The following is a 25,408-nucleotide window of genomic DNA, read 5'->3' as shown; positions in this document are numbered from 1 at the left end:
GTGGATAGGCCCGGAGGGCATGAAACGAGAACCAAGGCCGCGGCTTCAAGACATGCCTCCGGCGGGGGCGCTCAGACTCCGGGATGGGAGGGGCGCCGTTCGCGAGTGCCAGCCGGAGCGTGGTGAGCGTCGTGGGGCTCCCATCCCGACCACCTCCGACCCAGGCAAAGCCGAGCAGTCGCGGCCCAGGGCGTCAAGGTCGTTCGTACAGTGGCGCGCTCCACCTAGACGCCCTGAACCACGACCGCTCCACGGAGTGTGGGTCGAAGGCGGACGGGATGGGAACTGGGGTGAGTGGTGGGTTGGCGTACGTGGTGAAGGTGGAGGAAGCGGCGCTACAGTCCCGGGACATGAAGCTGGGGAGACTGAGGCAGTTCGGCGCATCGTTCATCTCGATAGTCAGGCACGTTGTCCGGCGCCCTTTGCTGCTCCTTGTTCTCGCGCTGATCTGCGCAGGGACCAGGTGGCTCCAATCCACGTTGCCGCAGCCGTGGGACGGCCTGCCTTTCGGGTTCGGCCTTCTCGCGGCTATGTGGTCCATCCGATCGACTCTCCCTCGCAGTCAAGAAGATCAGCAGGCCGACGATTGAGCGTGGCTGTCGCGTCCCCGATACGGTCTCGGAGAGATGCGGGAAACCATGGGGCGACTCAGCGACGAACGCGCAGCCGTTGTCAAGAGCACGTGCGGCGCCTGACATCACCAGCTGACACCAACAAGCACGCACAGCAGCGGTCTGTGTCGAATCTCAGTGGACGGTCGCTCGAGGCGTAGGCGCGGTTGGTCAATGTTGACAGGCTTCAGTGATCGACCTGATAAGGATGAGGCCAGACCTCGAAGCCTTAGCCCGCGTAGGGGCGCCGACCTTGGTGGCGGTCGGCGCCCGTCGTCTTGACTCGGTCATTGAGACGGTGTGCACGCTAGGCTCGGCAGTCAGCACCGGAACCGGTGATCGTCCCCAGCCTCGCCAATTCACTCCAGTCCGTCCTTGACCAGCGCAAACTTCTCGCTGCCCGGATTGAGGAACTCCTGGACGCCCACCCTCTTTCCCAGGTCCTGATCTCGATGCCCGGCATCAGGATCAGGACCGCGGCCCGCATCCTCATCGACGTCGGCGACGGCAGCGGCTTCGCCACCGCCGGACACCTCGCCGCCTACGCCGGCCTCGCACCGGTAACCCGGAACTCCGGCTCCTCCATCCGCGGCGAGCACCCCTCCCGGCGAGGCAACAAGCAACTCAGCCGATGTCGTCAGCGTCGTCGGCCGCTGCCAGCAGCGCGGCCAGGACCCGTTCCCAGGTGCCGTCGACGGCCCACCTGATCAGTCGCTTGTGGGCGGTCTGAAACGGTCCCAGCTCGTCCGGCAGGTCCCGCCAGGGCGAGCAGGTGCGGTACGTCCACGCGATGGCCTCAAGGGTGCGGCGGCGGTCGGCCCATCGCCGGCCGCGGACCGGATCGGCCGGCATCAGCGGCTCGAGCCGGTCCCACATCGCGTCAGTGATCACTAAGACGTCGTTTCTTATGGCTGTCAGAGCGGCATGAGAGCCTCCGTGCATGAGCTACGACCTTGCTGTCTGGGAAGGCGAGAAGCCGGCGGATGACAAGACCGCCGGCCGAGACTTCGACGGCCTGTACGACCGTTACGTCGGCAACGAGGTGGAAGAGCCTCCGTCCGAGCGCATCGCGGCTTACGTGGCCGCGCTGCTTGAGCGGTGGTGCGACCTCACCGAGGACGAGGAAGACACCTCGCCTTGGTCAACCGGGCCACTGATCGGCGAGGCCAGTGGTCCGCTGATCTACTTCCCCATCCGGTGGAGCATGGCCGAGGAGGCGTCGGCCTACGCGGCGGCCGTCGCGGAGTCCATGGGCCTGACCTGCTTCGATGTACAGCAGAACCGGCTCAGGTCGTGAGAAGGCTGGCTAAGACGGCGTTTCAGCGGGTGAGTCTGCGGTAGTTGATGAGGCTGGTCGCGATCGCAGTGAAGGCCAGGAAGTGTTCCGGCTTGCGCTCATAGCGGCGGTGCAGACGCCTGCAGCCGGCGAGCCAGGACATGGTGCGTTCGACGACCCAGCGGTGACGGCCCAGCCGGGCGGAGCTTCCTTCCCGCGACGGGCGATCCGGGGCGTGATTCCACGCTCACGGAGCCATCGCCGCTGGTGGTTGTAGTCGTAACCCTTGTCGCCGTGCAGCTTGGACGGTCGGCGCCGCCGCGGCCCGCGTGGACTGCGGATGGGAAGTATGCCCTGCACGAGGGGCTGCAGGGCGAGGCTGTCATGCGTATTCGCGGCGGAGATCGCCACCGAGATCGGCAGGCCCGACCGGTCGACAATCAGGTGGATTTTCGATCCATTCTTGCCACGATCGGTCGGACTCGGTCCCGTCAGATGCCCCCTTTGAGGGCCCGGACGCTGACGGAGTCGATGGCGCAACGCGACCAGTCCAACTCTCCGCGTGCACCGAGTTCGTCAAGGATGACCCGATGCAGCCGAGCCCACACACGGGCCTTGGACCACTGGGCAAAACGCCGATAGACGGTGGGCCAGGCCGGCCCGAACACTGGCGGCAGCTGCCGCCAGGAACAGCCGGACGTCGCCACGAACACGATCGCCGTCAAGACCTCACGGTCACTGGCCCTCCGCCGCCCGCCTCCCTGCGGACGTATGAGCTCCGTCGGAGGCACCACCCGCCGAAACAACTCCCACATCTCGTCGGGCACCAACCGCTCAGCAAGGATCGTCATGCTCAGACCAACGAGTGATTCTGCCAAAAGAAACGATGTCTAAGCGGACAGACACATCCGATCAACTGACTACCGGGTCAAAGAGACACGCTTTAGGTTCTGTCCGGCGGATCATGGCGGCATAGGCTCCAGGCCATGCACAGCACCCTGACGGAGCACGCCAGATGTCTCTACGGAGACGAGTACCGACCCACGCCGGAGTGCGGGCTCGAACACGGGGAGCACTACTTCGTCGAGGAGCTGACGTTCGCCGACGCGGATTCGATCCTTGCCATGCTTCGTGGACTCTGTCCGCACCTGGTGGACGGCCACCTGCCGGTCTGGATCCGGAATCTTGCCTATCGGCTGGTGCTCTTGCAACGGCCGGACGAACCGGCCCTGCTTCGGGAGGCTGCCGAGAATCTGTGGATGCATGGGCCGGACTGGGACCACATTGCAGAGGACCTCAAGAAGCGGGCCGACGCTCTGGAAGCCGACTGATCACGGCCTGAGCCAAAGGCGGATCGAGGCAACCGTGACGGTGCCATGGAAGACGTAGGCGCGCTTGTCATACCGCGTTGCCACAGCCCGGGAGTGCTTGAGTCGGTTGATCGTGCGCTCGACCTCGTTCCTGCGCTTGTACATCTCTTTGTCGAGGCCAGCTGGCCGGCCTCCGCGGCTGCCGCGGCGCCGACGGTTGGTCCGCTGGTCCTTCCGTTCCGGGATGGTGTGTTTGATCTGTCGTCTGCGCAGGTAGCGGCGGTTGCGGCGAGAGCTGTAAGCCTTATCGCCGCCCAGGTGGTCGGGGCGGGTGCGCGGATGGCCACCGCCGGGGCGCTTGACCCGGATCCGTTCGAGGACGGGTACCAGCTGCGGGCTGTCGCCCCACTGACCCGGCGTGATCAGGAAGGCCAGTGGACGGCGGCCGCCCTCCCCGGCCAGGTGGATCTTGGAGGTCAGACCGCCACGGGACCGGCCGAGTCCTTCGTCGGGGCGGTGCTGTCGGGGCGTTGATCTCCGTTTCGGTATACGGGGCGTTCTGCGCGGTGCACCGGCAGCGTGCTGGTGGGCCCGGCACGAGGTGGAGTCCACGCTCACCATGCTCCAGTCGATGTACCCCTGAGAGTCGGCCTCGGCCTGGACGGCCTGGAGGATCCTTTCCCAGGTGCCGTCCGGCGACCACCGGCGGTGGCGCTCGTACACGGTTTTCTAGCTCCCGAACCGCTCCGGCAGGTCCCGCCACGGGACACCCGTGCGGACCCGGAACAGGATCCCGTTGATCACCGTCCGGTGATCAATCCAACGTCCACCCCGGCGCCCGCTCTTCGGTAGATGTGGGGCAAGTTGCACCCACTCGTCATTCGTAAGATCACCCCGCCCCACGACCAACACGATGGTCCACGCGAGGCGATCGCATGATCCGCCGGACAGAACCTAGTGCGCTGCCGTCCTCGGTGAGGAAGAGCAGGGTGGTCCATGTCCGATCGGCAGAATCGATCAGCCCTGTGCGTACAGGCAGGCCATGTTCGCGGACGAGCTGCACGGCTCGTTCCAGCCCAAGAGGTTCGAGTCCGTGCCTCCGCATGTGCTGAAGTCGGCGCTTGAAGACTCCAGCATGCTGGCCTGCGGGTTGTGCCCGGTCTCCCACCCAGTAGGTGGCCCCGCTGCGGAGGGTCGCCAGAGCTATCACGGACGTCTCGTCATCACCGGCCAGCAGCAATTCCAACACATGCCGTTCCATGGTCACCTCCGTTTGGACCCTGCGGTACAGCAGTCAGGTACGGCAACCCCAGCAATCGCCCGCGCCCGGTAGCGCCCCTCTGGACCCTGGTGGCGGCCGGAATGACCGTCCCTGACCGATCCGGCTTTAGCTACGGATCAAACGCTCCGACGGGTCGGTGAGGTCGAACAAGATGCGGGTTCCAGCTACTCCCAACACGGCCCCGCCATCACCCGTCAGGTCCAGCAGCCCCCGAAAGACGATCCGACCGCCTTCCTCCTCATCCACCCCGGGTGAGAGCGAAATGGCCGGTCGAGTGTTGCCGCCCCAGGCCACGTCCTCGTTAACAGTCCATTCCACATGATGCTGGCGCCCCACTCCCGTCGGATCACCGCACCAGAACACCTCAGCGGCACCCACCTCCGAGCGCACCCGAACCGTCGCCCGCCCGTCGGCGACCTGCCCTACCGCTTCCACATGAACCAACACCCCGCAATCATCCACGACAGCACTGAATTCCTAAAAACCCCTTACAGGACAAAACGCTCTTTAACTGCTCGTTTCGACTGCTCGGCCACCGCATGGTCTCGGGTGGACACCAACGTTCCGTCCACGATCAGCACAGTGCCCCTCGCGAACCGGCGTCGGGGAGGCAAGGCCAGCAGAGGGCCGATGTGGTCGATGATTCGGTCGGCCGCCGACTTCGAAGTCCCGAACTGTAGCGCCAGTTGGCAGTGAACGCGCCTTGCCGTTGCGCGCCGTACGGTCAGCCTGATCGCCCTGACAGGGCGACGCTCGGGCTGGCCTTGCGGCCGCTTCGCACGTGCGCGGGGCCAGCTGTCCTTGCGACGCTGTCGTATGTCAGCCAGTCTGGTGGCGGCCGCGTATGAGATGTGCGGGCCGACGCCCGTCAGCATCTTGGTCACGCGACGAGCGGAGCGAAGCCCGACTCCCCCGGTGCAAGCTCCGGGACGTCCGCGTGCTGACTGTCGGCCTCCGTGCGCTGGGCAGGCGATTTTTCAGGGTTGGCCTCTGCTGTTGCGGAGGCCGCGGAGTTATCACGGCGTGATAGCTCAGTCTGTCCCCGGGCGTCGCCGGGGCAGGAGCTGGTGCGTCAGGTCCATCGGGACAACAGCCGCAAGCACTCCCCCGCTGACTGCAATCGAGGACTACTGCTCAGCGGAAGCAACTGCTCGGACATCCGCCGCCGTCCGCTGTTCCTCCGGGTCCAACTTGGACACCTTTCGCATGCCATTGATCTTTCGACGTCCGGCGACAAGGTGCGCCTGAAGCTCGGTGCCGAGGGTGAGGATCCGCGGGTTCGAGTTGGCCGACTGCCGATACCCCGCCTCCCGGCTGTGTTGACATACTCGAGTCCGACGGAGTCATGCGCGAAGGACGAGCAAACGCACCTGTTGCCCGCGGACCCTTCCTCAGGGGATCGGCGTACCGGAGGAGCGCAGCAGGTGCGTCGTCAGTTTCCCCGTCGTACGGTCGGCCTGAGCGTTCTGACAGGACAATGCTCGTACTGGCCCCGCGGCCACTTCGCACGAACGCGGGGCCGGTAGTCTGTCCGGTCGGTCTGGCGGCTTCTCAGAGGTAGCCGTGTGGAGACCATTACGTGCGGCTCAGCGCCGGTTCAGCTGAGACTGCCGTGTGAAACACATTTGGTATCTCTGCCGTTTGATGTCATCCGGTTTTCGCCCGTCAGGTCAAGTCCTCTTCGGGGCCGACATGACGAAGGACGGTTTTGTACTCGCCGGAGGCGACGAGTCCGTCGATGACCGCGGCTATAGACGCCACGCCCGGGTCGTGGACGATGAGGCCGTCCCAGTACCACCAGTATTCGCCTTCCGGGCCTCCTGCCTGGCGCTGGCGGTCCATGATGCGGTGTACCTCGTCGAGCGTGAACACCGTTCCGGACCAGCGTTCGCCATCGTCGCGGACGACCCACATGTCCACGTCGCAGACCTCGTCCAGGTTCTCTCCTGCTCCAGGTACGAAACAGATCTCGTACCCATCGCGTTTGACTCGGTAGAAGGGCCCGTCCCACATGCTCGCTTACTCCGCAACTCTCGGTTCTGCGCCGCCCTGAGATGTGAAGGCCAAGCTCAGGCACGTTGATGCAGTGCTCTGGTCAGATCACGGTGGGTCCCCCTAGCGGCTTCGAGATCCGACCGTGCTTCCTCCAACGAAGCGGGCACGTCAGCATTCTGCCGCTTCGACCTCGTGCTCTTGCGTTGTCGTCGATGTCTGCTGGGGCCCCGAGGCCCGACTCCTGCCAGGCGTGGGTCCCCAGCACCTGCGAGAGCTGCTTCTCCACCTGCCGAACGCGGACGCCATGGGCGTGTTGCGAGGCTGGGCGTTGGCGAGATCGACCTGAAGCCAGGGTCTGGCTCACGGGCGAAGTGCCTGCCGGGCCCTGGTTCGCAGGTTCGAGTTCGGCTGCGTGCACGATCGCCAGGAGGTCGCGGTGACGATAGAGGAGACTGTGATCGACTCCGCCTTGCCGGGCGATGGCTGAGACGCTGATGGGTGTGCCGTTCTCCGCGGCGTTCTTCATTGCGGTGGCGGCGCGCTGGCGGCGCGGCTCGGTGTCGGCCTGCCGGCCGTCGCGCCGCGCATTGCAGGGATCACGGAAGCCTCCAGGCCCTGACGTCAGGAAGTGGCTGGCCGACGCGGGGCGTGCCCAGCATCACTGTTCGGCCGCGGCGGACCACGGCGCCGGCTTCTTCGATCTGGGTCAGCTATTCGCCCGAGAGGTCGTCCAGGTCGGCCTTGACCCGGTTGATCAGTCCGCGTACTCGGCTGATCTCCTCCTTGAAGGGCGTCGCCTCGCTGAGAGTTCAGTCGTCGGCCTCGAAGGCCGACGTCAGCCGCTCGCGGCTGCGGGAGGAGAAAGCCGGTCCGGTCCCGTGGCGGCCCCGCCCTCGCCGTGCGGGGCAACGCCCGGGTAACCACTCTTGATCCCTCCGGATCCACCTCAGAGGGTTCGACTCAGCTGCTGGTCGCCTCGCTGTGTACGGTGCGAAGCCGTGACAGAAGTACTCGTTGCTGCTCGGAGTCCATCTTCTTCAGTACGAGTTCCGCCACGGCGTCACCGTCGTGCCACGGCATCTTGGTCACGCGGACGAGCGGAGCGAAGCCCGACTCCCCCGGTGCAAGCTCCGGGACGTCCGATTGCTGACTGTCGGGTTCCGTGCGCTGGGCTGGCAATTCCTCAGGGGCGGTCTCTGCCTTCGCGTCGGCGGCGGAGTTATCACGGCGTGATAGCTCTGGCTGGACCGCCGGCGTGATCGGGCTAGGAGCCTGCGTCTCAGGCTGTGGGGAGGCAACTTCCTGAGGCACCTTCCCGCGGGGTGCAATGGGGGACTTGGCCTCGGCGGACGCAGCAGCTCGGGCATCCGCCTTCTCCCGCTGTTCCTCTGGGGCCAGCTTGGCCAGGTTGCGTACGTGCTCGATCTTTCGACGTCCGGCGACAAGGTCGGCCTGAAGCTCGGGGTCGAGGTCGAGGATGGACAGCTTCGAGGAGATGGTCGACTGCCCGATGCCCAGCCTTTTGGCTGCCTTGTTCTGTGAGCCGTAGAACTCGACGAGCTTGCGCAGCGCTTGGGCCTGCTCGAGGGGGCTCATGTCGTCGCGGTGAACATTGGCGACGAAGGCTGCTTCGAGGAGGGACTCGTCGGTGGAGACGAGGGCGTTATCGACGCTGACCCGGATCTTCGGAGCACCGGCGAGTCGGGCGGCTTCGAGTCGGCGATGGCCATCGATGACGATGAAGCGAGCGCCATCGTCGAGGTCATCTGCTCGGTCCGGGCGTTCGGCGAGGTATGCCTCGACGCTGGCGATGGTGATGGCGTTGATGAGTCCGATTTCTCGGATGCTGTCTGCGAGTCCGTCAAGGTCGCGGAGTTCTTCACGCGGGTTGTCGGGGTTCTGGCTGATGACACCGAGGGGGAGTTCAGTGGGATCGGGAACGCCATCGGTGGGCGCGCCGGTGGCGGCCCCGATGGCGGCGCGGCGGGCGCTGATGGGGCGGGCCTGTGCGAAGGAGGCTCCGGCGCCGAGGTTTTTGGCCTTGCTCACTTGCTGATCTCCCGGGCGAGGGCGCGCAGCGCGACTGATTGGTCGCAGCGGGGCGCGTAGGCGAGGAGGGGCCGCTTGGCGCGGACGGCCTCTTTCTGTTCTTTGAGGTCTCCGATGACGCCGACGACGCGGGGGTCCTTTATGTCCATCCAGGACTGTAGGGATGACGTGGCGATGTAGCCGCGGCGGGCGTCGTAGTGGTTGACGACTAGTCCGAGGTAGTCGACGTCGAGTGCGAGGTCGGCGCGCATGTCCTCGATTTGGGATGTGAGGAGTCCGTAGGCGTCGGCGCTGCTGTCTTCGGCTTGCACAACGATGAGGGCTCCGGAGTTGCCGGGGGACTCCTGTGGGCGGCGTCGTCCGTAGTAGGTGGCGGCGTCCATGCTCAGGCCGAGGCTGGGCGGGCAGTCGACGAGGATGACGTCGTAGTCGGCCTCGATGGGGGACAGGGCGCGTTCCAGTGAGGCCTCGCGTGCTCGTACGGAAGCGAGGCGCACGTCGAGGAGGAAGGCGTCGGTGCATGCAGGCAGGAGATGGAGTCGCTCGCCGAAGCGCTCTTCGTCGATAGGGACGATGAGGTCGCGGAGTTCACCCTTGCCGTCTCCGGCCATGTGATTGGTGAGGGAGTCCCCGCCCATGGGGAGGGGCTCATGTCCCAGCTGGCGGGTGAGGTGGCCCTGGGGGTCGAAGTCGACGAGCAGTACTCGCTGGCCGAGGCCGGGGAGGTCTTCTAGGGCGAGCGCGCCCTGGGTGCTGGTCTCGTCCTCGGTGAGTAGAGCAGCGAAGTGCTTGGAGACGCGTACGGGTGCCAGTGCGGTGGGGGACTCCGCGAGGGCTTCTCCGGTGCCGGCGGTGATGGCCGTTTTGCCGACTCCGCCCTTCTGGTTGCAGACGATGAAGCGGCGGACGATCTCGGGGCGTTTCACAGCCGGCGCGGGATTGATATCGAGCCACATCTGCACGGACTGTGCGAGGCCCTGGATGAGGGATACGCCTCGTAGCTTGCAGTCGGCGCGGAATCCCGACCAGAGCTCGGCTGGCAGGAAAGTAGCGAAGGACTCGGCGCCGCTCGTGTCGACGGGGCTGAGGTTGGATCCGAGGCCGCGCCATGCTGCGATGCCAGCTTCCACGACGTCTTGCATGTCGAGGCTGTGCTGAAGAGCACGGATCTTCAACTCCTGGCGGAGCCAAGAGGGCAGTTTGGAGACGACCTTCTCGCGGTCGCCACTGGTGTCAGGTGACGTCATAGTCCGTCACTCTACTAACGTCAAAGACCGACTTGGTGCGCCACGCGTTAGCTAGGCGAACTTTTTTGCGGTCATGGGCTATCACGCCGTGATAGCTGCCCGACTCTGCTGTGCTCCAGCCGCACGAGCGCATCAGAACTGCGCACCTATCACGGCGTGATAGGTGCGTACGTACTGCTGACCTATCACGCCGTGATAGACCAACCACGCCTCAGCGGCTCAGACCTGGCTGTGCGATCAGGTGGCGAGGACTGGTCTGCCGCCCCAGCGGACGTCCCTCTCTCTGCGGGGACGGGCGCCCGTGGCGTTCGGCGGCCAGGATGCCACGGTGACGGTTGTCGGCATTGCGCCGGCGCGGGTAGGCGCGCAGGGCTCTGGTCTGCACCGGATGGTTGGGGCGGTCCGAGTTGGCGGGGCAACTGCCGCAGCGGTCCGCGGTTGGCTCCGATGGGATTGGCTCAAGACGCGGAGGCCGAGGTGGCACAGTTCGACCCGATGTTCCTCGTCCCGGACCTGGAAGCGAATGCTTTGGGGAGCGGAAGGGTTGTCCCAGGATCGCGGCGCGATCGGGGCGGGTCGCCCGCATCGATCCACCAGCGGCTCGTGTCGACTCAAAGGGGGACGAGTCGCTGGAACACCACGACGAAACTGCGTGGCAGGGCCTTGTCGGCCAGCTGGTGGAGGTGGTGCGGGAGGCGAGGGCCTGGGTCCTTCGCGCGGCGGCTTCACCAGCAAGATCCACCTGAGCGCGGACGGCCGCTGCCGCCCCCTGTCCATGATCGTCACGCCAGGGCAGCGAGTCGACTGCACCCAGTTCATACAGGTGCTGGAGACAATCCGGGTCCCCCGGTTCGGACTTGGCAGGCCCCGCAAGAAATCCGAAGCAACGGTCCTCGCCGCCAGTATCTGCGGCGGCGCGCCATCCACCACACGATCCCGGAGAAGGCGGACAGTCTGGCCGCCCGCCTGCACAAAGGATCGCGAGGTGGCCGACTACCGGGGCTCGACGAGAAGCGTACAAAAAGCGCAACACTGTAGAGCGAGCCATCAATAGGCTGAAGAACTCCCGCGCCGTCGCGACCCGTTACGACAAGCGCGGCTTCGTCTTCCTCGGCACTGTCACCGCAGCCGCCCTCGTCATCTGGCTCCGCACCTGACCGCGTACCAGGACCTCAACTCACCAAGGCGCCCGGCACCAACCCCAAGCCCGCTGCCGCGAGGAAGTCCTCAAGGCTGATGACACCGTTGCCGCTGCCGTCGTCCCATTCGACCAGGAGCCCGGATAGGCCCTCGCTCCACGACTCCGACGTGTCGGCGCCGGCCTCGGGGCCGGAATGCCACTCGACGCAGCCCTCGCCATGCCGGTATCGGAGATGCAGGTACTGGCCGTCCGCTGTCCAGGCATCCCACTGCGACGGGTATGCGGAACACGTCTGCACAACCCGCGTCAGCTTCCGGCCTTCATCCCTACTCATCCGACGATGGTCGCGCAGCATCAGGCGTACAGCAATCGACTTCAGACCGTCGCCCAGGCGCCTCGATCAGCAGCTATACCCACGCCATCAGTGATCGGCCGGACAGCTCCGAGCGGCAGACGGTTTGGCCGTTTCTTTTGGATCACTCACGCAGGAGCTGGTTGTCAGTGCGGGGTGGGAGAGTCCTGGGCGTGACGTTGCCGGAGAACCTTGAGCGATTGCTGCCTGAGATCGGACGCGACTTGTTCGACGTTCTCGTTATCAGGACCGACTACAACGACGACGAGGCGTGGAAGGCGGTGGTGGGGGAGTTGCACCGGCCGTGGGGGCCAGGCGGTGAGTTCGTCGCAGCGATTCAGCTGGTCGATGCGCCTGATTGGTCAGGGGCAACGGCCGACGAGGTTCTTGCCGCCGTGGTGGATGAGGAGCTGAGTGTCGTCTTCCTCGCTGACCGCGACACGATGCATTCGCCGGTGCGGGCGTTGCTGGCTCTGTCGACGGTCTGGGAGGACGTGAGTGGCCTTGACCCCGTCTACTACCAGGAACTTATCGAGTCGCCGGAGCCGAGAGAGTTTCGAGTCGTACCCGCCGCGGTGCACGGCGTCCAGGTGGACCTGGCGCTCGGTAACGGTGACTTCGCAGAATACGCTGCGGCTGCTTCCGCAGAGCCTGATCAGGTACTGCGGCCTATCTGACCGGTACGGCGGGCGGCCGTTGCCTCGGCACGTGCGAGTCGTTCGTTGGTGCATGTCGTTGAGTGATGCGCAGTGGGCGCGGATCGAGCCGTTGCTGCCCGATCGGACGCCGAGGCGGGGCGGGCGGTGGCCGGATCACCGGCAGGTGATCGACGCGATCGCGTTCAAGTACCGCACCGGGGTTCCGTGGGAGGGCTTGCCTGAGCACTTCGGTTCGTGGAAGGGCGTCCACGACAGGCTACGGAAGTGGGCAGCTGACGGCACCGGGAATTGGCGATCGGGCGGTGTCTCGGTGACATGTCGGTGGGTGCTTCTACGCTTCCGACCATGGATATGGACGATCTTGCGTGGCAGGCGAGCAATTATCGCGGTCTATCCCCGAGAACGGTGCGTCTCCTGTTGGAGCACGGTCACCTGGATCTGGTTGCCCAGGTGGCAGTGGATCGTGGCGAGTGGTTCTGTGCTGAGGGGGCTGTAGAGGAGTTGTGCCAGGCGGGGGACTTTGGGCGTGCGCTATCTGTGATGGAGCCGTTCGTCGTGACGGGGTGGCGGGCTGCCTTGTATGCGAAGGCCGGGATTCTGCTCCGGGCGGACCGCAGGACGGAGGAGGCTTTGGATTTGGTCCGTCTGGACGGCTCTGGCCGGGCCTCCACGACCGAGTGTCGTGATCTTGCTGAGGTGCTCGGCAAGGCAGGGCGCATCGACGAGGCCATCGAACTACTCGTCCCGCACCTCGACAAGACGTGGCTCCTGTCCGTCCTGGTGGATATCACCGATGGGCAGGGCCGTGACGAGCGGGTGCTGGAGCTGATCGCCCCGCTCGCAGACCATGCACGTCTGGCCTGCGGCGAAGAACACCGGGCCTACGCCTTCTCTGACGCTCAGGAGTTGCAGGCCCGTGTGCTGGAGCGGGCGGGCCGTCCTGATGAGGCAATCCGGATCCTTGGCCAGGACATAGCCGGGCGCCGTTTCCTCGCTCAGAACACGCTCATCGCCTATGCCGGGCTGCTGGCACGTCACGGGCGGCTTGAGGAGTTGCGCATACTGGTTGGCGGCCAGGATGCGCACACCGTCTTGGATGTCTATGCGGGTGCTCTGCGTCGTCATGGCCGGGTCGAGGTGGCCGAGGCTGTGATGAGAGACGCCATCGCCGACGACGACTGGGTCGGGTACCGGGCGTGGCTGTCTTCGATGTTGCTGGCAGAAGGCCGGCTGGACGACGCGATCGTCGTCGCTGAGCCCGGCTTCGGCGGGTACGACTGCTCCAACCTCCTGGCACCACTCGTCCACCCGCTTCTCGACCGTCCCGAGGACCTGCTCTATTTGGTCGAGCACCCAAGGGTTGTGCCCTACCACGGTCACGAGGAGTTCCAGCACTGGTGGCGGGCCTGGGCACTCGCCGGCCTCGGCCGCGTCGACGAGGCGATCGCCGTGGCCGGTCTTGACCGCCGCCTCTGGACCGATCCTCGTATCGTCAAGGCCGACCTCCTCAGGCGCGCCGGCCGTCTTGACGCCGCCGCCGATGAACTGCGAGTTCTGGGCACGATCCAGGCACGTGAGGCACTGTGCGAGATTCTGGTCCTGCAGGGGCGAGCGGATGAGGCGATCGCCATCCACCCCACAGTGGCGGAACAGCGCGCTGCCGAGCTGAAGCCCAAGTCCGTTCCTTTTGGTGAGAACGGGTACTCTCTGGAGCCACCTTTTTAGGGATTGCCCTTCGTCTCACGCCCGCATCAGGAGTGAGGCGAGGGTGACTGCTGCTTCGTAGGACTGGGCGGTCTTGTCGTATCGCAGTGGCGACCCGCGCCGCTGCTTCAGGCGATTGAAGCACCTTTTCACGACGTTGCGTCGCTTGTAGACCTGCTTGTCGAAAGCGGGCGGGCGGCCTCCCTGACTGCCGCGTCGGTGGCGATTTCGGGCATGGTCGGAACGTTCAGGGATGGTGTGTCCGATGCCGCGCCGTCGGAGCCAGGCTCGGATGGCCTTGAAGCTGTAGCCCTTTTCGCTCAAGACATGAGCGGGCCGAACACGCGGCCGTCCGGGCCCGAGCCGTGGCACACGTATCGTCTCCATCACGGCGGGGAATTGGGTGCAGTCATTGGTATTGCCGCCAGTGATGACCAGAGCGAGCGGGCGGCCGAGGCCGTCACAGGCCAGATTAATCTTGCTGGTCAACCCGCCTCGGGAACGGCCCAGCGCCGGCTTGCGATGCCCCCTTTTTTTCGGGCCCCTGCCGCATGCTGGTGGGCCCGGACGATGCTGGAGTCGACCGACACCAGCCTGTCAATGTTCCTGGCAGCAGCGCGTTCTTCAACATTCGGTCGACCGTGCCGTCCGCCGCCCAGCGACGGAAGCGGGTGTGCAGGCTGGCCCAGGATCCGTACCGCTCGGGTACGCCTCGCCAGGCAACTTGCGCCCGGGAACTTCCACACGGTCCCGTTGAGTATCCTCCGGTCATCGAGCCGAGGCCGACCCATCGGCTTCCGGGGTAGCAACGGCTGCACGAAGTCCCACTCGGGGTCCGTCAGTTCATGGCGGCCCGTCACTTGTCACCACGATCCACCAGCCATGATCACATTGACGAACGGCCTAGGAAGCAGGAGGTGCGGGGATGAGGGTCGTGCAATGGGCGGCAACCGCCTTGGGATCGGGCCGGTTCTCCGCGACCGAACGGTGCACGGACCTGGCGGATCTGTCCGCTCGCTTCAATGCGCTGCGTGCCGCCGGCCAGGGTTATCTCGAAGTTCGACTGGCGGACAGTGAGCTTTCCCTGCTGTCTCTGAGTTTCCAAGATGATCACGCGGTCATCCATCTGCATGAGGACGACGATCGGTCTTCCCTTCTCGCTGGCGACGGTACAGCGGCAGCGGACTTCGTAGTCCATGTGCCGATCATGGACGACCTGGCTGAGTTCAGTGGCGATTACGTTCTGGCTACTGATCGCGCATGGGGCGTCCTGGGCGACTTCATCCAGGCGGGCTTGCCTGGCACGCTGGGGGAGTGGCACGAGCTGTAATCACGGCCGGTGGCCTATCGAGTCGAGGCTTCAGCTCTCAACTGCTCCACTTGACGAGGCGAAAACGCCTGTGTGCCCTCCTGAGGGCCTGTAGTGGCCCTTGAGGTCCGCTCATACCGGCAACTCCGCAAGCGGCGGCCCATGGGCCCATTCTGCGGTTCACGTATTGCCCTGTTTATGGGAAATGGGCGATTCATGCGACTTTGCGACGTGTCTGTCATGAGCGACCAGAGATGCTTGATCACGACCCACCAGCTGGTGATTCTGCCGAGCTGCTTGGCTGGCGGCCAGTCGCGCTCGGTGTTGAAAAGCTTCCCGCACCTTGAGTCGGCGTTGAGCGCGGGGGGACGGAAGCCAGCCAGGGCATCGTGCCAGGAGGGGAGGACGATGGCCAGGGTCAGGGCCTCGGCGAGGGACTCCGCGATGAGGGAGGCCTGGCCCTCGGAGTCGGTGTAGAGGACGGGGCGGACGCGGTCGGAGCTGGCCGGGCCGCAGAGGTAGTGGGTGCCTCCCGCGTTGCAGCCGGCCACGGGCTCCACCGGGAGACCGGCTGGCAGGGCGATCGACTCGATGGGGTCGGTCCGCGTGAGGTCGAACTCGCCGTCGCAGGCGAGGTACGCCTCGATTTCGGGGTCGGCGGCGATCCGGTGGAGCAGGGCCTCGTCGGAGAGGGCGGCCGGGTTGAGGCCGCGGGCGGCTTCGGGGGTCAGGGGGTGGCCTGCGAGGACGTGGCGGACGGTGTCGAGGGGGACGGGCCGTCCGTAGTCCTCCTCGAAGTGCGCCTGGACAGCCTCGGGGGAGCGATCGGTGAGGAGGGGGAAGAGGTGTCCGGAGCCGTCCGGGTCCGGGTTGCCCGAGGGGAACTCGATGCCCGAGCCGGTGCACCAGGCGCTGCCGCCGGTCTCCCACCACAGGCAGGCGGTGACCCGCGGTGCGCCGAGGCCCTCGTCGACGAAGGCCGGGTCGTCCAGGAGCGGGCGCAGCGCGGCGGGCACCTCGTCTATGACACCGGGCCAGACCTGTTCGTCGTCCGTGGCGTACGGGCTCATCTCCGACTCGTGGTCGAAGCCGCGGACGAGCACACCGGCCTGGGTGAAGAGGACGGAGAAGTCGTCACCCGAGCCGTTGTCCATCAGGGCCGCCTCCGTCCCAGGCCCCCAGGTGGTGGAGAAGGAGTAGCGGGAGAACCGCGGGTCGCGGCAGATCGCCTGGTCCAGCACGGCCAGCGCGCGCAGGTGCGCGCGGAGTTCGGCGGGGTCCGGGAGGAGGGCGGCGGTCGTGTGCACGGTGTCCATGGGCTCATGTAAGCAGCCGCCACTGACATCCAGGGCGGCGGTTCGCTCACACCCGCTCTCTCACTCAGGGAACGAAAAGCCCAGCTCACGCAGGCGGGGCAAGCACACTGCGAGGCATTCCTTCACAGACGCGGCATCGGTTCGCACAAGGACGTCCTCGCGCAACGGCGCTCCACTGGCGACGAAGGTCCACGGCTTGCCCCTCTCTGCCATCCGCTCAGCGTCGGCCTTGAACAGCACCGTTACGCCCTGTTCAGCCAGTGCTTCCATAAGCGCGACGACGTCCACCGGCACTCTCCCCTCCCGAGGCGCTTCGAACGCGCCATCGGACGAACATACTCACTCCGGGCCGGACCCTGGACACCGCCCGCATAACCCAAAGTGACCGATCGGGGCGCTCTGAGCTGGAATACGCGACACCTCAGCATGCGAGCTCACCAGTCCTGAGGCTGTGTTCCAAGCAAGCCGACACCTCGTTGCCCGACAACGCACTTGCCTAATGAACACCGGGCAGGGCCCAGTAGCCCTCGTACGGGTCCCAACCCCGCAGGATAAGCAGGGAGTGTCCAGCTGCGAACAGGACGACGTCGGCTGTGTAGCGGATCGCCTCGTCGGCCGCGGGGGTGTCTGGGCTGTCGTTAGTCATGGGCTGGTGTCCTCTCGGGTCTGGCGGTAAGCAGGTGCTTGGCCGGGGGAGTGGTGTAGGTGGCGGGGTCGGCGGAGGTGCCGTCGTAGCACTCAGAGGCCGGTTCGTGAGCCTTTGAGAGAGTCTGTCGTCGCCTGATGGTGTGGGGGCAGGGCGGAATCCGCCGGTCCGTAGCCGCTCGTCTGCTGGTGTGATGATGTGAGTGAACGCAAGCCGTACCCCAGCGACTTATCGGACGAGCAGTGGGCGTTGATCGAGCCGGTGATCACCGGGTGGAAGGACCGGCACCGCTCGGTCAGCGGCCATCAGGGCGCCTACGAGATGCGCGAGATCGTCAACGCGATCCTCTACCAGGGTCGGACCGGCTGCCAGTGGGCCTACCTCCCGCACGACCTGCCGCAGAAGAGCGCGACGTACTACTACTTCGCCGCCTGGCGGGACGACGGATCCGACCAGGTCATCCACGAACTCCTACGCTGCCAAATCCGTGAACGAGCCTGCCGATTAGAGGACCCGACCCTGGTGGTGCTGGACACCCAGAGTGTCCACTCGGCCGCCGGGGTCCCCGCGTCCACGACCGGACGGGACCCGGCGAAGAAGGTGCCGGGCCGCAAGCGGGGCCTGGCCGTCGACGTGCTCGGGCTGGTCATCGCCGTCATCGTCCTCGCCGCGAACACCCACGACAACGCAGCCGGCATCGCCCTGCTGGACCAGGTCGCCGAGCACACCGGCGGCACCGTCGAGAAGGCCCTGGTCGACTAGGGCTTCAAGAAAGCCGTGGTCGACCACGGCACCACGCTCGGCATCGACGTGAAGATCGTCGAACGCAACCCGCAGGAGACGGGGTTCGTCCCGCAGCCGAAGCGGTGGAGGGTCGAGCAGACCTACGGGATCCTGATACTGCACCGGCGCCTGGTCCGCGACTACGAACACCGCCCGGCCTCGTCCGCCTCCCGCGTCTACTGGGCGATGACCCAGGTCATGGCCCGACGGCTCACCGGCGCGAACACCCCCACCTGGCGTGATCCGCAGACGGTGAGCGCGTGAACATCGAGACCCTCCTCGACGCGCTCGACCTCCAAGAGGACGCCGCCCGAGCCTTGGCCGACGACCTCCGCACCCAGATCGAAGAGCTGCACGGCCGACTACGGGAAGCGGAGACCCACCTCGAACACCTGTCGATCACCCGGAAGACCGTCACCGCCCTCGCCGACCGGCTCCCGGCCGCCCGACCGGACCTGCCCGAGCACCCGGACTACCCCCGCATCCTCGCTGTCTTCAACGAGGCCACCGGCCCGCTGCGGGCCCGTGACGTCTGCGAAGTCCTCGACCACGAACTGCTGCCGAAGAACATCGAGGGCATCCGCGCCAAGCTGAAACGCCTGGTCAAGCTCGACATCCTTGCCGAGGTCGCCACCGGCAGCTTCACCAGGAAGCAGCAAGCGGCCGGGCATTACGACCAGCTGTGACCGCGACCGATCGGCCACCCTGGCTCGACGCCGCTCTTGTCACCAGATCCACATTCCGCCGAGGACAGAAGCCCGACCGCTCTCGTCGACACCGACCATGTGGGCCGCCTCGGGACCACCGCTTGAATCGGAGTCCAGCGGGACGACGAAGCGGTGCTCTCCGAAGTCCAGGGCGAGAATCCGATCTGGATCCAGTTCATAGCCGTCGACGATCTTGCCGATGTAGCAGCGCATGAGATCCAGCGACCCTGGTGCGGGAAAGTGCCACTCGCGGCCCCCGTACACCCCCGAGGGGTCGCTCAAGGCTCGCAGAATCGGTCCATCGAAGTGCAGCTCGACGTAGTCGCGCACGAAAGACACGGCGCTGACCTCCAAGCCCATCAGCAGCTGGAGCGGGTCGTCCGAGTCGTTCGCATTAGTCACAAGCCCATGCTGCCAGAGCCCTTCGCTCACCCCGTCACGCGTCCGCCCACCGGCCGACTCGGAGCCGGAACAGCCAACTGCCGGGCGACATCACAGCAGCCCCCAGCCTCACCCGGTCATGGACAACAGCTCACGAACCGCCCTCTCAAGGCAGGACCCCAGAGTCTTGAGCGGGATGCAGTGGAAATAGCGTCGGCGGCAGGGGCCGGGACATGCTGACGAGCAGCCATTGCCTTGTCCAGCGCGGCTTCCTTCTCGAGCGTCATCGGGAACTTCGGCTTGGCCAGGTTGATCCGGTACAGCCATGCGAACCGTCGGCCGCCGCGGCACTCGAACCGGGCGACGGGGTCCTGACCGCCGGGGCGAAAAGGGCGCGAGTTCCGGGAATCCTGTGCGTGCGGACGCCGGAACCCGCTCGCTGTCGGGGGCCGAACTATCCCTCCGACCCGTAGGTTCGGTGGGCAAGTCGACCGTCTCGGCGGGCGTTGACTCGTCTCAGGACACCTGGGGGTGTCAGTGGTGGCGCATATGGTCGCTGCATGGTTGATCAGGATTGGGCCGGGGTGAGGGAGCGGATCGTGGAGCTGAGTGCGCTCCCGGGGAGCCAAAAGGTGTTCGGGGCACTCGGTCATCGGTGGACGCTCGAGGATCCGCTTGGCGAGGACGAGATCGTCGAGTTGGAAGGCCAGATAGGCGTGCGGCTGCCTTCGGAGTACCGGGGCTTCCTCGCGATGGTCGCCGCCGGGGGTGCGGGGCCGTCCTATGGCGTCTTTCCCGTGCGACGCATTCAGGGCCGCTGGCGCTGGGAGGGCGACGGCGCCGACCTGGCCGATCTGTCCCAGCTTGCCGAACCGTTCCCCGACAAGGGCCCGGATCCAGAGGTCCTCGAACGGCTGCTGGCCCGGCGTCCCGAAGAGGAGGATTTCGAGGAAATCGAGGACTTCGACACCGCCATCGAGGCGTGGGATGAACAATGGGAAGCCGTCATGTTCGCCCCCGAGCGCACCGTCGGCGCCATCGTGATCTGCCACCACGGCTGTGCTCAGCGCGACTGGCTGGTCCTTAGCGGTTCCCACCGCGGCACTATGTGGTCCGATCCCCGAGCAGACGACGCGGATCTTGAGCCCCTCGTCGACGCGGAGGGCAAGCCCGTCACCTTCAGCGGCTGGTTCACCGAATGGCTGGACAAGGCCGAGGATGACGTCCAGCAGTCCTCCGTAGGCTGCTGAGTCACGGCACTCGGGCCGTGGCATCCTGTGGTGGTGCTTCTGGGTGATCACGCGAGCAGTGTCGAGCTCTGTCCGCTGCGCTATCCGTTCGCCGCGGGCCGGGGCGACCGCTACGACGACAACTGGCTGGTCATTGGTGGGTCGGTGGCCACTCCCCAGGGCAGTTGGTCCTTTGCCGATCCATGTCTGCTGGCTGATGAAGCCCGTCAGGTGTCCGCGTGGCTGCGGGCGGTGGCCGCCGGGACGGTGGCGGTGACGGGGCCCGATGCCGAAGGCTGGCTGTCCCCGGACACATGGTTCGTCGAACCGGTCCTTGCCGTGAGCCTTGCTGATCGAAGCGACAACGGGGCACTGATTCGTGTTCACCTCTCCCTTGAGGCGGCGCCCCCGTGGCAGCAGGGAAATGACGGGGCAGACGTCTACCAGTACTTCGTGGAGATGCGGCTGGATACTGCAGCACTGCTTCGTGAGGCCGACCGATGGGATCTTGCTCTGGACTCCTTCCCAGCTCGCTGATCAGCGCAGGGTGTTTCCGGTGCGTTCGGGGTGGGCGGCGTGGACGTACCTGACCGCCGTAACCTCGCTGATCCCGAACAACTCGCTGATGCCGAACAATCTGATCAGGTGAAGCGGGTCCGCGGTGAGCTGGGCCTCGTGGAGCATCCGGTGGATGCGGACCTTCTGCCCGCTCAGCCCGAGCGCGGTGAACACGTCCTTGATCGTGCTGCGCGAGATGGGCGGGGCGTCGGTGTTCATGGCTGTGAACATTTCGAAGCGTGGGCTCAAGCCGGGGGCCGCGAGAATCTGGCCGGGGAGCTGAAGGGCAGGCTTGTCGGTCTGGAGACTCTGTACTGGTCATGGCGCCGCCGGCCCTCTCCCGGCCTGCGGGTCTCGGATACCGCCTGAGCCGCCTTCATCACCAACATCAGCAACTGATCGAACGGCAGTGAGCCGTGCCCCCTTTGGTGAGAAGAGGGGGCCACGGCCATGTTCTGCACGACCAATCAATTGCTTTCCGCACGGATTAGGGAAAGGGCTCTGCCCGCCTGCTAGCGACGAAGATCCGTGTGGTCATCGGTGCTCCACCGCCGGGGCCCGCGTCGAAGACGGCGTCCGAATCGGCGAGGTCGAACCCGAACCTGTCCAGCAGCTTCTCCCAGACCGGCGTGTCGAGCACCCACCGCTGCATGGTGCTGGCGGAGCCGTCCACGAGGCGGGCAGGAACGTCGGCCGGCTGGCACTCCGTGGCCGGCGGAGCGCCGTTCTTGTAATGGCCGAGGGTAGAGAAGACCAGTCGTCCGCCCGGCCTGAGGGCCACCGCGACCGCGGCAAGCAGCACCTGCGGATCGCAGAAGTCCACGGCGCCGAAAAGTGAGTAGGCCACATCGAGCGTGTTTGGGCAATCGGACAGGTACGCCGCAGCGTCGGCCTGGACCAGCTTCAGGCGAGGGACGTCACCGTGCAGGGAAACGCTGCGGGCATGCTGTGCCTCGGAGCTGTCGAGTGCGACGACGCGAGCCGGTCCCAGGGCCCGGGCCACGTATGCGGCCTGGCATGCAGACCCGGCGCCGAGCTCGGCGACGTTGCGATCGACGACATCGCCCAGGAGTTCTTCGCCAGGCCCCTTGCGCTGGTACCAGTCCCAGTGCAGCCGGGTGAGCGCTGGGCGGTCTGGCGAGGCCGATGCCCCGTAGTGGTGCCAGAGGTCGGAGGCGGCCGTTGAGGTCGGTGAGGTTGGAGTCACGGGCACATACTGGCCCGCTCCTCATGATCGACGTTGTGGCCTTGCGGGATCTGCACTCGTCCGCGTGACACCGGCCCCGCCCGGCCTGGAGCTCCGGGCGGGGCTTGAGCGAGTGTCAGTGGCCGTCCTCGCCGGGGCGGCAGGGCGTGCAGGTGGACGAGTCGGCTGCCCACAGGGGCCGGTCCACGTTCCAGCCGGCGGCAGCGAGGATGTCGGCCGTGCGGGCGACGGAGCCGTCGCCCTTCATCTCGACCTCGGGGATGTGGTGCAGGTAGGCACCCCCGTTGAACCGCTCGCACAGGGCGAAGTACTCGACCGTGTCGAGCATGATCATGTGGACGCCGATGTCGACGATCCTGCCGGGACCCATGCCGAGGCCGCGGCCCTTGTTCTCCATGGCTGTGATCAGGTAGGCGACGGCCTGTCCGAGGACGCGCTCGGCCATGACGGAGTCGAAGGGGCAGTCGCGCATGAGCAGGCCGATCAGCTTCGCCCACTGGGTGTCGCCGACGTAGTCGTGGGGATCGCGGGCGGGGGAGAGGGGGTCGGTGGTTCCACGGACGGGGGTCTCAAGGATCGCGGTCATCGTGGGTCTCCTTGGGCCGGCCCCCGGCTGGGGGCGTTGGTAGGAGGACACCGCAAACAGCGGGCTCATGGGAGTCAACGCCCTTGGTGTGCAGGCCGTTTGCACGTCCTGCACATGCCGTATACGCGGGGTGGGAGAGCGCCTACCGTGGGGAGACGGCTCTCCGTGACCGCTCGGCCAATGGAGGCGCGATGCGTACCGTTGAACCTTCGTGGGACTCGCCGCAGGTGAGCAGACTCGCGTCTGCCCGTGACCTCGGTGGACTCATCCGGCTGGGCCGGGACCGGTTGGGGTGGCGGCAGGCCGATCTTGGCAGACGGATCGGCTGCTCGGCCTCCACGGTCTCGCGACTGGAGCAGCGGGGAAGCCGCGCTGACCTGCGACTTCTCAAGCAGGCCGCCTTAGAGGTCGGTATGCCTACAAATGTCCTAGCGGAGTCTCTGGGGTTAACGGAACCTGCGGCCACTAGAGTGACGGCGGTAGGTCCACGAGTGGAGGAGGACCCCATGCGCCGCCGTACCCTGCTCGCCGCCGCAGGCTTGGCCGCTCCGGTCGGACTGCTCGCCGGGATGGACACAGCCCTGGCGAACACGCCCGACCCCACCGGCTCACCCGTCCCCCTCGACCAGCGCCTGGCCGCTGCCCGCACCGCATTCGACGCCGGGCGCAATGAGCAGCTGCTGCACACGCTTCCAGGGCTCATCGGCGACGGCCACGACGGTATTCGCCGAACCCGTTCCGATCTTGCCTACGCGCGGCTCTCCTCCACCTACAGCCTCGCCTCACAGGTGCTGGTGAAGGTCGGCCGCTACGGCCAGGCCCGCCTCACCGCCGACCGGGCCACCGTCTACGCCGAGCTGTCCGATTCGCCTCTCGCCGCCGCGGCGGCGGCCCGCGAGCTGAGCATCGTGCTCCGCCACCAGGACCAGCCCGCCTCAGCGCAGCGCCTCATTCTCGACGCCGTCGCAAGGGTTGAAGCGACCGGGCTGAAGAACGACGCGCAGGCCTCCGCCTACGCACAGATGCTATGCACGACCTCGTACACCACGGCGGTCGCCGGGAACCGGCCGCAGGCCCTCAGCCTGATTCAGGAGGCCTCCCGGGCAGCCCGAGACCTGCCTGACGAGGCGCCGGCGGGACGGCTGTTCCCCATCACTCCCGCATCCGTGGACCTGTACGCCGTCAGCGTGCACTGGGCCCTGGGCGACGCGGGCTCGGCACTCGAAGCGGGCCGGAGACTACGGCCGAGACAGTTCAAGACCGCGGAGCGTCGCGGCAGGATGCACACAGACCTGGCCCGGGCCTGGTGGCAGTGGGACAAGCCCGAACAGACGGCCGCCGAACTCCTCTCCGCAGCCCGCGTCTCGCTGAGCGAGCTGCGCGACCGCCCCGCGATCCGACAGATCGCGGCCGAGGTCTACGCCCGCCACCCGCGTACCCCCGGGGTCCGGGAGATGGCGGCGGCGGCCGGCCTGCGCACCGCCTGACCACCGCCGTGCACCTCAGCCGATCGCCCGGGCCTCCGCAACGGCCTTGTGAGCGGCCCCGCCGAACACCGGAACTGCATGGAGCGGGTTCCGAGTGCCAACGCCATGACGTCGGTCATAGACCGTGTCGGCGGTGTGGGACCCATCCGCACACCGGTCGGCGAGGTTGCGCTCGGCGAACGGAACGCCCTTCTCGATCGGGTCGGTGTTGGCACCAGCCCGAAAGGAGTGGGAGGTGCTTTTCTGGCCGTTGTTATAGGGCACGCCTGCCTTATCGGCGAGAAGTCCTGCCCCCCTTGTCCTGGGATGAGTGTCGAGTGACGACGCTTGGGGGAGGCGGTGCCACGCCACCCCCGCCGGCTCCAAATGCGCTGATCGTCGCCTCGGCTGCAGATCCCAGCCAGACGCAGAAGCTGCGCCCAGCCAGCAAAGCGCTTCACCGCACGTATCTGTAGCCGGCCGATTGTGGGAGCATGCGCTGTTTCAATCGTCGTCGGTATGCGGTCCCTCACCTGGTTCCACGTTGCGGCCTCCTCAAGCAGGCGGCGGCCAGTCCCCCTGGCGCAGCCTGGCGACTGCTCGCGCTCGGTCAAGGCGCTGGATCGAGCTTCGCTCCCCAGGCTGCACCAAAGCGCCGTGCTGGACGGGCGCGAGAGGACAGCGTTGGCGGCCGCCTTCGGTCGCTGGGGCAGACGGTACGCCCGCCGCGTGACTTGCTGGTGGGTATGCCCGGAGACGTGGGTCGTCTATCGCTCGTGTGGGTCACCTAGGTCGCATCCCCGTGCTCAGTGACGGAGCCTCGCAGGGTGCGCGCACAGCGCTGTCCACAGTCTGCCGGAACGAGGATTCAGCATGTCGGAACGTAATACCGTCCTGCGCAGCATGCACGACGTAGGCCTGGGAGCCTGGTTCGGTGGCTCCCTCATGGGCGCCGTCGGTCTGAACGGCGCCGCCGAGCAGGAGGGCACGACCGAAGCCGCGACCGCGCGGATCGCCAGTGCAGGCTGGGCCAAGTGGGCGCCCGTTAATGCCCTGGCCATCGGGGCCCATTTGATCGGGGGCACGGGGCTGCTCGCAGCCAACCGTGCCCGCGTCCAGAATCAGAAGGGCGTCGCGGGTTCGACAGTGGCAAAGACAGTACTGACCGGCGCCGCTCTGGCCGCCACCGCCTACGCCGGTGTGCTCGGCAAGAAAGTCGATCTCGCCAGTTCGCCGAACCCCGATGACATGGAGAAGGCTGCCAAGCACCCTGTCGATGTTGCACAGGCGCAGAAGCACCTGGCCCTCGTGCAGTGGGCGATTCCCGCGCTGACCGCCGGCATCGTGATCCTTAACGCACTCCACGGAGAGCAGCAGCGCCCTTCACAGCAGGTGAGGGGCATCGTGCTGCGAGCTGCCCACCGCGACCTGCACCTGTAGAGCGCCTGGCGAGCGTGTTCGCACTGCTCAACAGGAAACAGTGGCTCTGTCCACGAGAAGGGGCTCTGGCTCAACTTCTGTGGTTCGGAGAGCGAGTGCCTCCTCCAGGAGCCTGCTCCAGGGGTTTGACCTGCGAAACGCCGGACACGGTTCC

The 25,408-nt window shown here is 66.4% G+C and carries 22 protein-coding genes and 8 pseudogenes; 13 read left to right on the top strand and 17 right to left on the bottom strand.

Annotated elements, in window-relative coordinates; translation table 11 throughout:
• Positions 1–946 precede the first annotated feature (946 nt).
• Positions 947–1,243 (top strand): annotated as a pseudogene (locus tag ACZ32T_RS32785) (transposase); the annotation flags it as partial.
• Here the strand turns inward: ACZ32T_RS32785 and ACZ32T_RS32780 are convergent.
• Positions 1,239–1,553: pseudogene (locus tag ACZ32T_RS32780) on the bottom strand (transposase); the annotation flags it as partial. The pseudogenes ACZ32T_RS32785 and ACZ32T_RS32780 overlap by 5 nt on opposite strands.
• Here ACZ32T_RS32780 and ACZ32T_RS32775 point away from each other — a divergent pair.
• Positions 1,552–1,908 carry a hypothetical protein gene (locus ACZ32T_RS32775; RefSeq protein ID WP_467370863.1) on the top strand — a complete coding sequence of 119 codons (357 nt, stop codon included), beginning with the start codon at positions 1,552–1,554 and terminating at the stop codon, positions 1,906–1,908. The pseudogene ACZ32T_RS32780 and the gene ACZ32T_RS32775 overlap by 2 nt on opposite strands.
• Before the next feature lie 22 nt (positions 1,909–1,930).
• Here ACZ32T_RS32775 and ACZ32T_RS32770 read toward each other — a convergent pair.
• A pseudogene (locus ACZ32T_RS32770) lies at positions 1,931–2,744 on the bottom strand (IS5 family transposase).
• Positions 2,745–2,873: 129 nt separating this feature from the next.
• Between ACZ32T_RS32770 and ACZ32T_RS32765 the strand changes: the two are divergent.
• Positions 2,874–3,218 carry a hypothetical protein gene (locus tag ACZ32T_RS32765; RefSeq protein WP_467370859.1) on the top strand — a complete coding sequence of 115 codons (345 nt, stop codon included), beginning with the start codon at positions 2,874–2,876 and terminating at the stop codon, positions 3,216–3,218.
• On the opposite strand, the pseudogene ACZ32T_RS32760 reads toward ACZ32T_RS32765, so the two are convergent.
• From ACZ32T_RS32760 to ACZ32T_RS32730, 7 genes and pseudogenes are all read right to left on the bottom strand, one after another.
• Positions 3,219–4,100: pseudogene (locus tag ACZ32T_RS32760) on the bottom strand (IS5 family transposase).
• A 484-nt stretch (positions 4,101–4,584) separates the two neighbouring features.
• A complete protein-coding gene (locus tag ACZ32T_RS32755; RefSeq protein ID WP_467370857.1) occupies positions 4,585–4,941 on the bottom strand; it encodes a hypothetical protein in 357 nt (118 codons plus the stop codon).
• 56 nt (positions 4,942–4,997) lie between these two features.
• Positions 4,998–5,168, bottom strand: a pseudogene (locus ACZ32T_RS32750) (IS5/IS1182 family transposase); the annotation flags it as partial.
• Positions 5,169–6,144: 976 nt separating this feature from the next.
• Positions 6,145–6,492, bottom strand: a complete 348-nt coding sequence (locus ACZ32T_RS32745; RefSeq protein WP_467370855.1) for a hypothetical protein — start codon at positions 6,490–6,492, stop codon at positions 6,145–6,147.
• A 942-nt stretch (positions 6,493–7,434) separates the two neighbouring features.
• Positions 7,435–8,523, bottom strand: coding sequence for a ParB/RepB/Spo0J family partition protein (locus ACZ32T_RS32740; protein ID WP_467370853.1), 1,089 nt, complete (start codon positions 8,521–8,523; stop codon positions 7,435–7,437).
• The gene (locus ACZ32T_RS32735) at positions 8,520–9,770 is read right to left on the bottom strand and encodes a ParA family protein (RefSeq protein WP_467370851.1); all 1,251 of its coding nucleotides are present in this window, start codon (positions 9,768–9,770) and stop codon (positions 8,520–8,522) included. The genes ACZ32T_RS32740 and ACZ32T_RS32735 overlap by 4 nt, the downstream gene beginning before the upstream one ends.
• 1,172 nt (positions 9,771–10,942) lie before the next feature.
• A complete protein-coding gene (locus ACZ32T_RS32730; protein WP_467370847.1) occupies positions 10,943–11,266 on the bottom strand; it encodes a hypothetical protein in 324 nt (107 codons plus the stop codon).
• 170 nt (positions 11,267–11,436) lie between these two features.
• Between ACZ32T_RS32730 and ACZ32T_RS32725 the strand changes: the two genes are divergently transcribed.
• The 3 genes and pseudogenes from ACZ32T_RS32725 to ACZ32T_RS32715 all read left to right on the top strand — a co-directional run bounded on the left by ACZ32T_RS32725 (position 11,437) and on the right by ACZ32T_RS32715 (position 13,647).
• Positions 11,437–11,940 carry a DUF6924 domain-containing protein gene (locus ACZ32T_RS32725; RefSeq protein ID WP_467370845.1) on the top strand — a complete coding sequence of 168 codons (504 nt, stop codon included), beginning with the start codon at positions 11,437–11,439 and terminating at the stop codon, positions 11,938–11,940.
• Between the two features lie 52 nt (positions 11,941–11,992).
• Positions 11,993–12,205, top strand: a pseudogene (locus tag ACZ32T_RS32720) (transposase); the annotation flags it as partial.
• A 62-nt stretch (positions 12,206–12,267) separates the two neighbouring features.
• Entirely contained in the window at positions 12,268–13,647 is a 1,380-nt protein-coding gene (locus ACZ32T_RS32715; RefSeq protein WP_467370842.1) for a tetratricopeptide repeat protein, read from the top strand.
• A 15-nt stretch (positions 13,648–13,662) separates the two neighbouring features.
• Here ACZ32T_RS32715 and ACZ32T_RS32710 read toward each other — a convergent pair.
• A pseudogene (locus ACZ32T_RS32710) lies at positions 13,663–14,486 on the bottom strand (IS5 family transposase).
• A 65-nt stretch (positions 14,487–14,551) separates the two neighbouring features.
• Between ACZ32T_RS32710 and ACZ32T_RS32705 the strand changes: the two are divergent.
• Complete coding sequence (locus ACZ32T_RS32705; RefSeq protein ID WP_467370840.1) at positions 14,552–14,956, top strand: hypothetical protein; 405 nt, start codon at positions 14,552–14,554, stop codon at positions 14,954–14,956.
• A 14-nt stretch (positions 14,957–14,970) separates the two neighbouring features.
• Here the strand turns inward: ACZ32T_RS32705 and ACZ32T_RS32700 are convergent, their stop codons facing one another.
• The 3 genes from ACZ32T_RS32700 to ACZ32T_RS32690 all read right to left on the bottom strand — a co-directional run bounded on the left by ACZ32T_RS32700 (position 14,971) and on the right by ACZ32T_RS32690 (position 16,897).
• Positions 14,971–16,251: a hypothetical protein gene (locus ACZ32T_RS32700; RefSeq protein ID WP_467370836.1), complete on the bottom strand. Its 1,281-nt coding sequence runs from the start codon at positions 16,249–16,251 to the stop codon at positions 14,971–14,973.
• 60 nt (positions 16,252–16,311) lie between these two features.
• On the bottom strand, positions 16,312–16,539 hold the full coding sequence (locus ACZ32T_RS32695) for a hypothetical protein (protein ID WP_467370833.1): 228 nt from the start codon (positions 16,537–16,539) through the stop codon (positions 16,312–16,314).
• 208 nt (positions 16,540–16,747) lie between these two features.
• A complete protein-coding gene (locus tag ACZ32T_RS32690; RefSeq protein WP_467370831.1) occupies positions 16,748–16,897 on the bottom strand; it encodes a hypothetical protein in 150 nt (49 codons plus the stop codon).
• A gap of 198 nt (positions 16,898–17,095) precedes the next feature.
• Here ACZ32T_RS32690 and ACZ32T_RS32685 point away from each other — a divergent pair.
• Together ACZ32T_RS32685 and ACZ32T_RS32680 are read left to right on the top strand one after the other, a co-directional pair.
• A pseudogene (locus ACZ32T_RS32685) lies at positions 17,096–17,944 on the top strand (IS5 family transposase).
• Positions 17,941–18,366 carry a hypothetical protein gene (locus ACZ32T_RS32680; RefSeq protein ID WP_467370829.1) on the top strand — a complete coding sequence of 142 codons (426 nt, stop codon included), beginning with the start codon at positions 17,941–17,943 and terminating at the stop codon, positions 18,364–18,366. Before ACZ32T_RS32685 ends, ACZ32T_RS32680 begins: the two are co-directional and overlap by 4 nt.
• Positions 18,367–18,405: 39 nt before the next feature.
• Here the strand turns inward: ACZ32T_RS32680 and ACZ32T_RS32675 are convergent, their stop codons facing one another.
• Positions 18,406–18,789 carry a hypothetical protein gene (locus ACZ32T_RS32675; RefSeq protein WP_467370826.1) on the bottom strand — a complete coding sequence of 128 codons (384 nt, stop codon included), beginning with the start codon at positions 18,787–18,789 and terminating at the stop codon, positions 18,406–18,408.
• A 539-nt stretch (positions 18,790–19,328) separates the two neighbouring features.
• On the opposite strand from ACZ32T_RS32675, the gene ACZ32T_RS32670 reads away from it, so the two are divergent.
• Positions 19,329–20,018, top strand: coding sequence for an SMI1/KNR4 family protein (locus tag ACZ32T_RS32670; RefSeq protein WP_467370824.1), 690 nt, complete (start codon positions 19,329–19,331; stop codon positions 20,016–20,018).
• A gap of 33 nt (positions 20,019–20,051) precedes the next feature.
• Positions 20,052–20,534 (top strand): WapI family immunity protein, encoded by a 483-nt coding sequence (locus ACZ32T_RS32665; protein WP_467370821.1) that lies wholly within the window; start codon positions 20,052–20,054, stop codon positions 20,532–20,534.
• Here ACZ32T_RS32665 and ACZ32T_RS32660 read toward each other — a convergent pair whose 3' ends face one another.
• The 3 genes from ACZ32T_RS32660 to ACZ32T_RS32650 form a co-directional block, all read right to left on the bottom strand.
• Positions 20,535–20,774: a hypothetical protein gene (locus tag ACZ32T_RS32660; protein WP_467370819.1), complete on the bottom strand. Its 240-nt coding sequence runs from the start codon at positions 20,772–20,774 to the stop codon at positions 20,535–20,537.
• 268 nt (positions 20,775–21,042) lie between these two features.
• Positions 21,043–21,762, bottom strand: a complete 720-nt coding sequence (locus tag ACZ32T_RS32655) for a class I SAM-dependent methyltransferase (RefSeq protein WP_467370816.1) — start codon at positions 21,760–21,762, stop codon at positions 21,043–21,045.
• A gap of 115 nt (positions 21,763–21,877) precedes the next feature.
• Positions 21,878–22,348 carry a glycine-rich domain-containing protein gene (locus ACZ32T_RS32650; RefSeq protein ID WP_467370813.1) on the bottom strand — a complete coding sequence of 157 codons (471 nt, stop codon included), beginning with the start codon at positions 22,346–22,348 and terminating at the stop codon, positions 21,878–21,880.
• Positions 22,349–22,539: 191 nt separating this feature from the next.
• Between ACZ32T_RS32650 and ACZ32T_RS32645 the strand changes: the two genes are divergently transcribed.
• Both ACZ32T_RS32645 and ACZ32T_RS32640 read left to right on the top strand, forming a co-directional pair.
• On the top strand, positions 22,540–23,835 hold the full coding sequence (locus tag ACZ32T_RS32645; protein WP_467370810.1) for a helix-turn-helix domain-containing protein: 1,296 nt from the start codon (positions 22,540–22,542) through the stop codon (positions 23,833–23,835).
• An 852-nt stretch (positions 23,836–24,687) separates the two neighbouring features.
• Positions 24,688–25,254, top strand: a complete 567-nt coding sequence (locus ACZ32T_RS32640; RefSeq protein ID WP_467370808.1) for a hypothetical protein — start codon at positions 24,688–24,690, stop codon at positions 25,252–25,254.
• The last annotated feature ends 154 nt before the right edge of the window (positions 25,255–25,408 follow it).

Source organism: Streptomyces sp. NPDC023573 (genome assembly GCF_055559735.1).
Note: the sequence above shows the minus strand (reverse complement) of the source record. Positions and strands in the feature narration are given on the sequence as shown.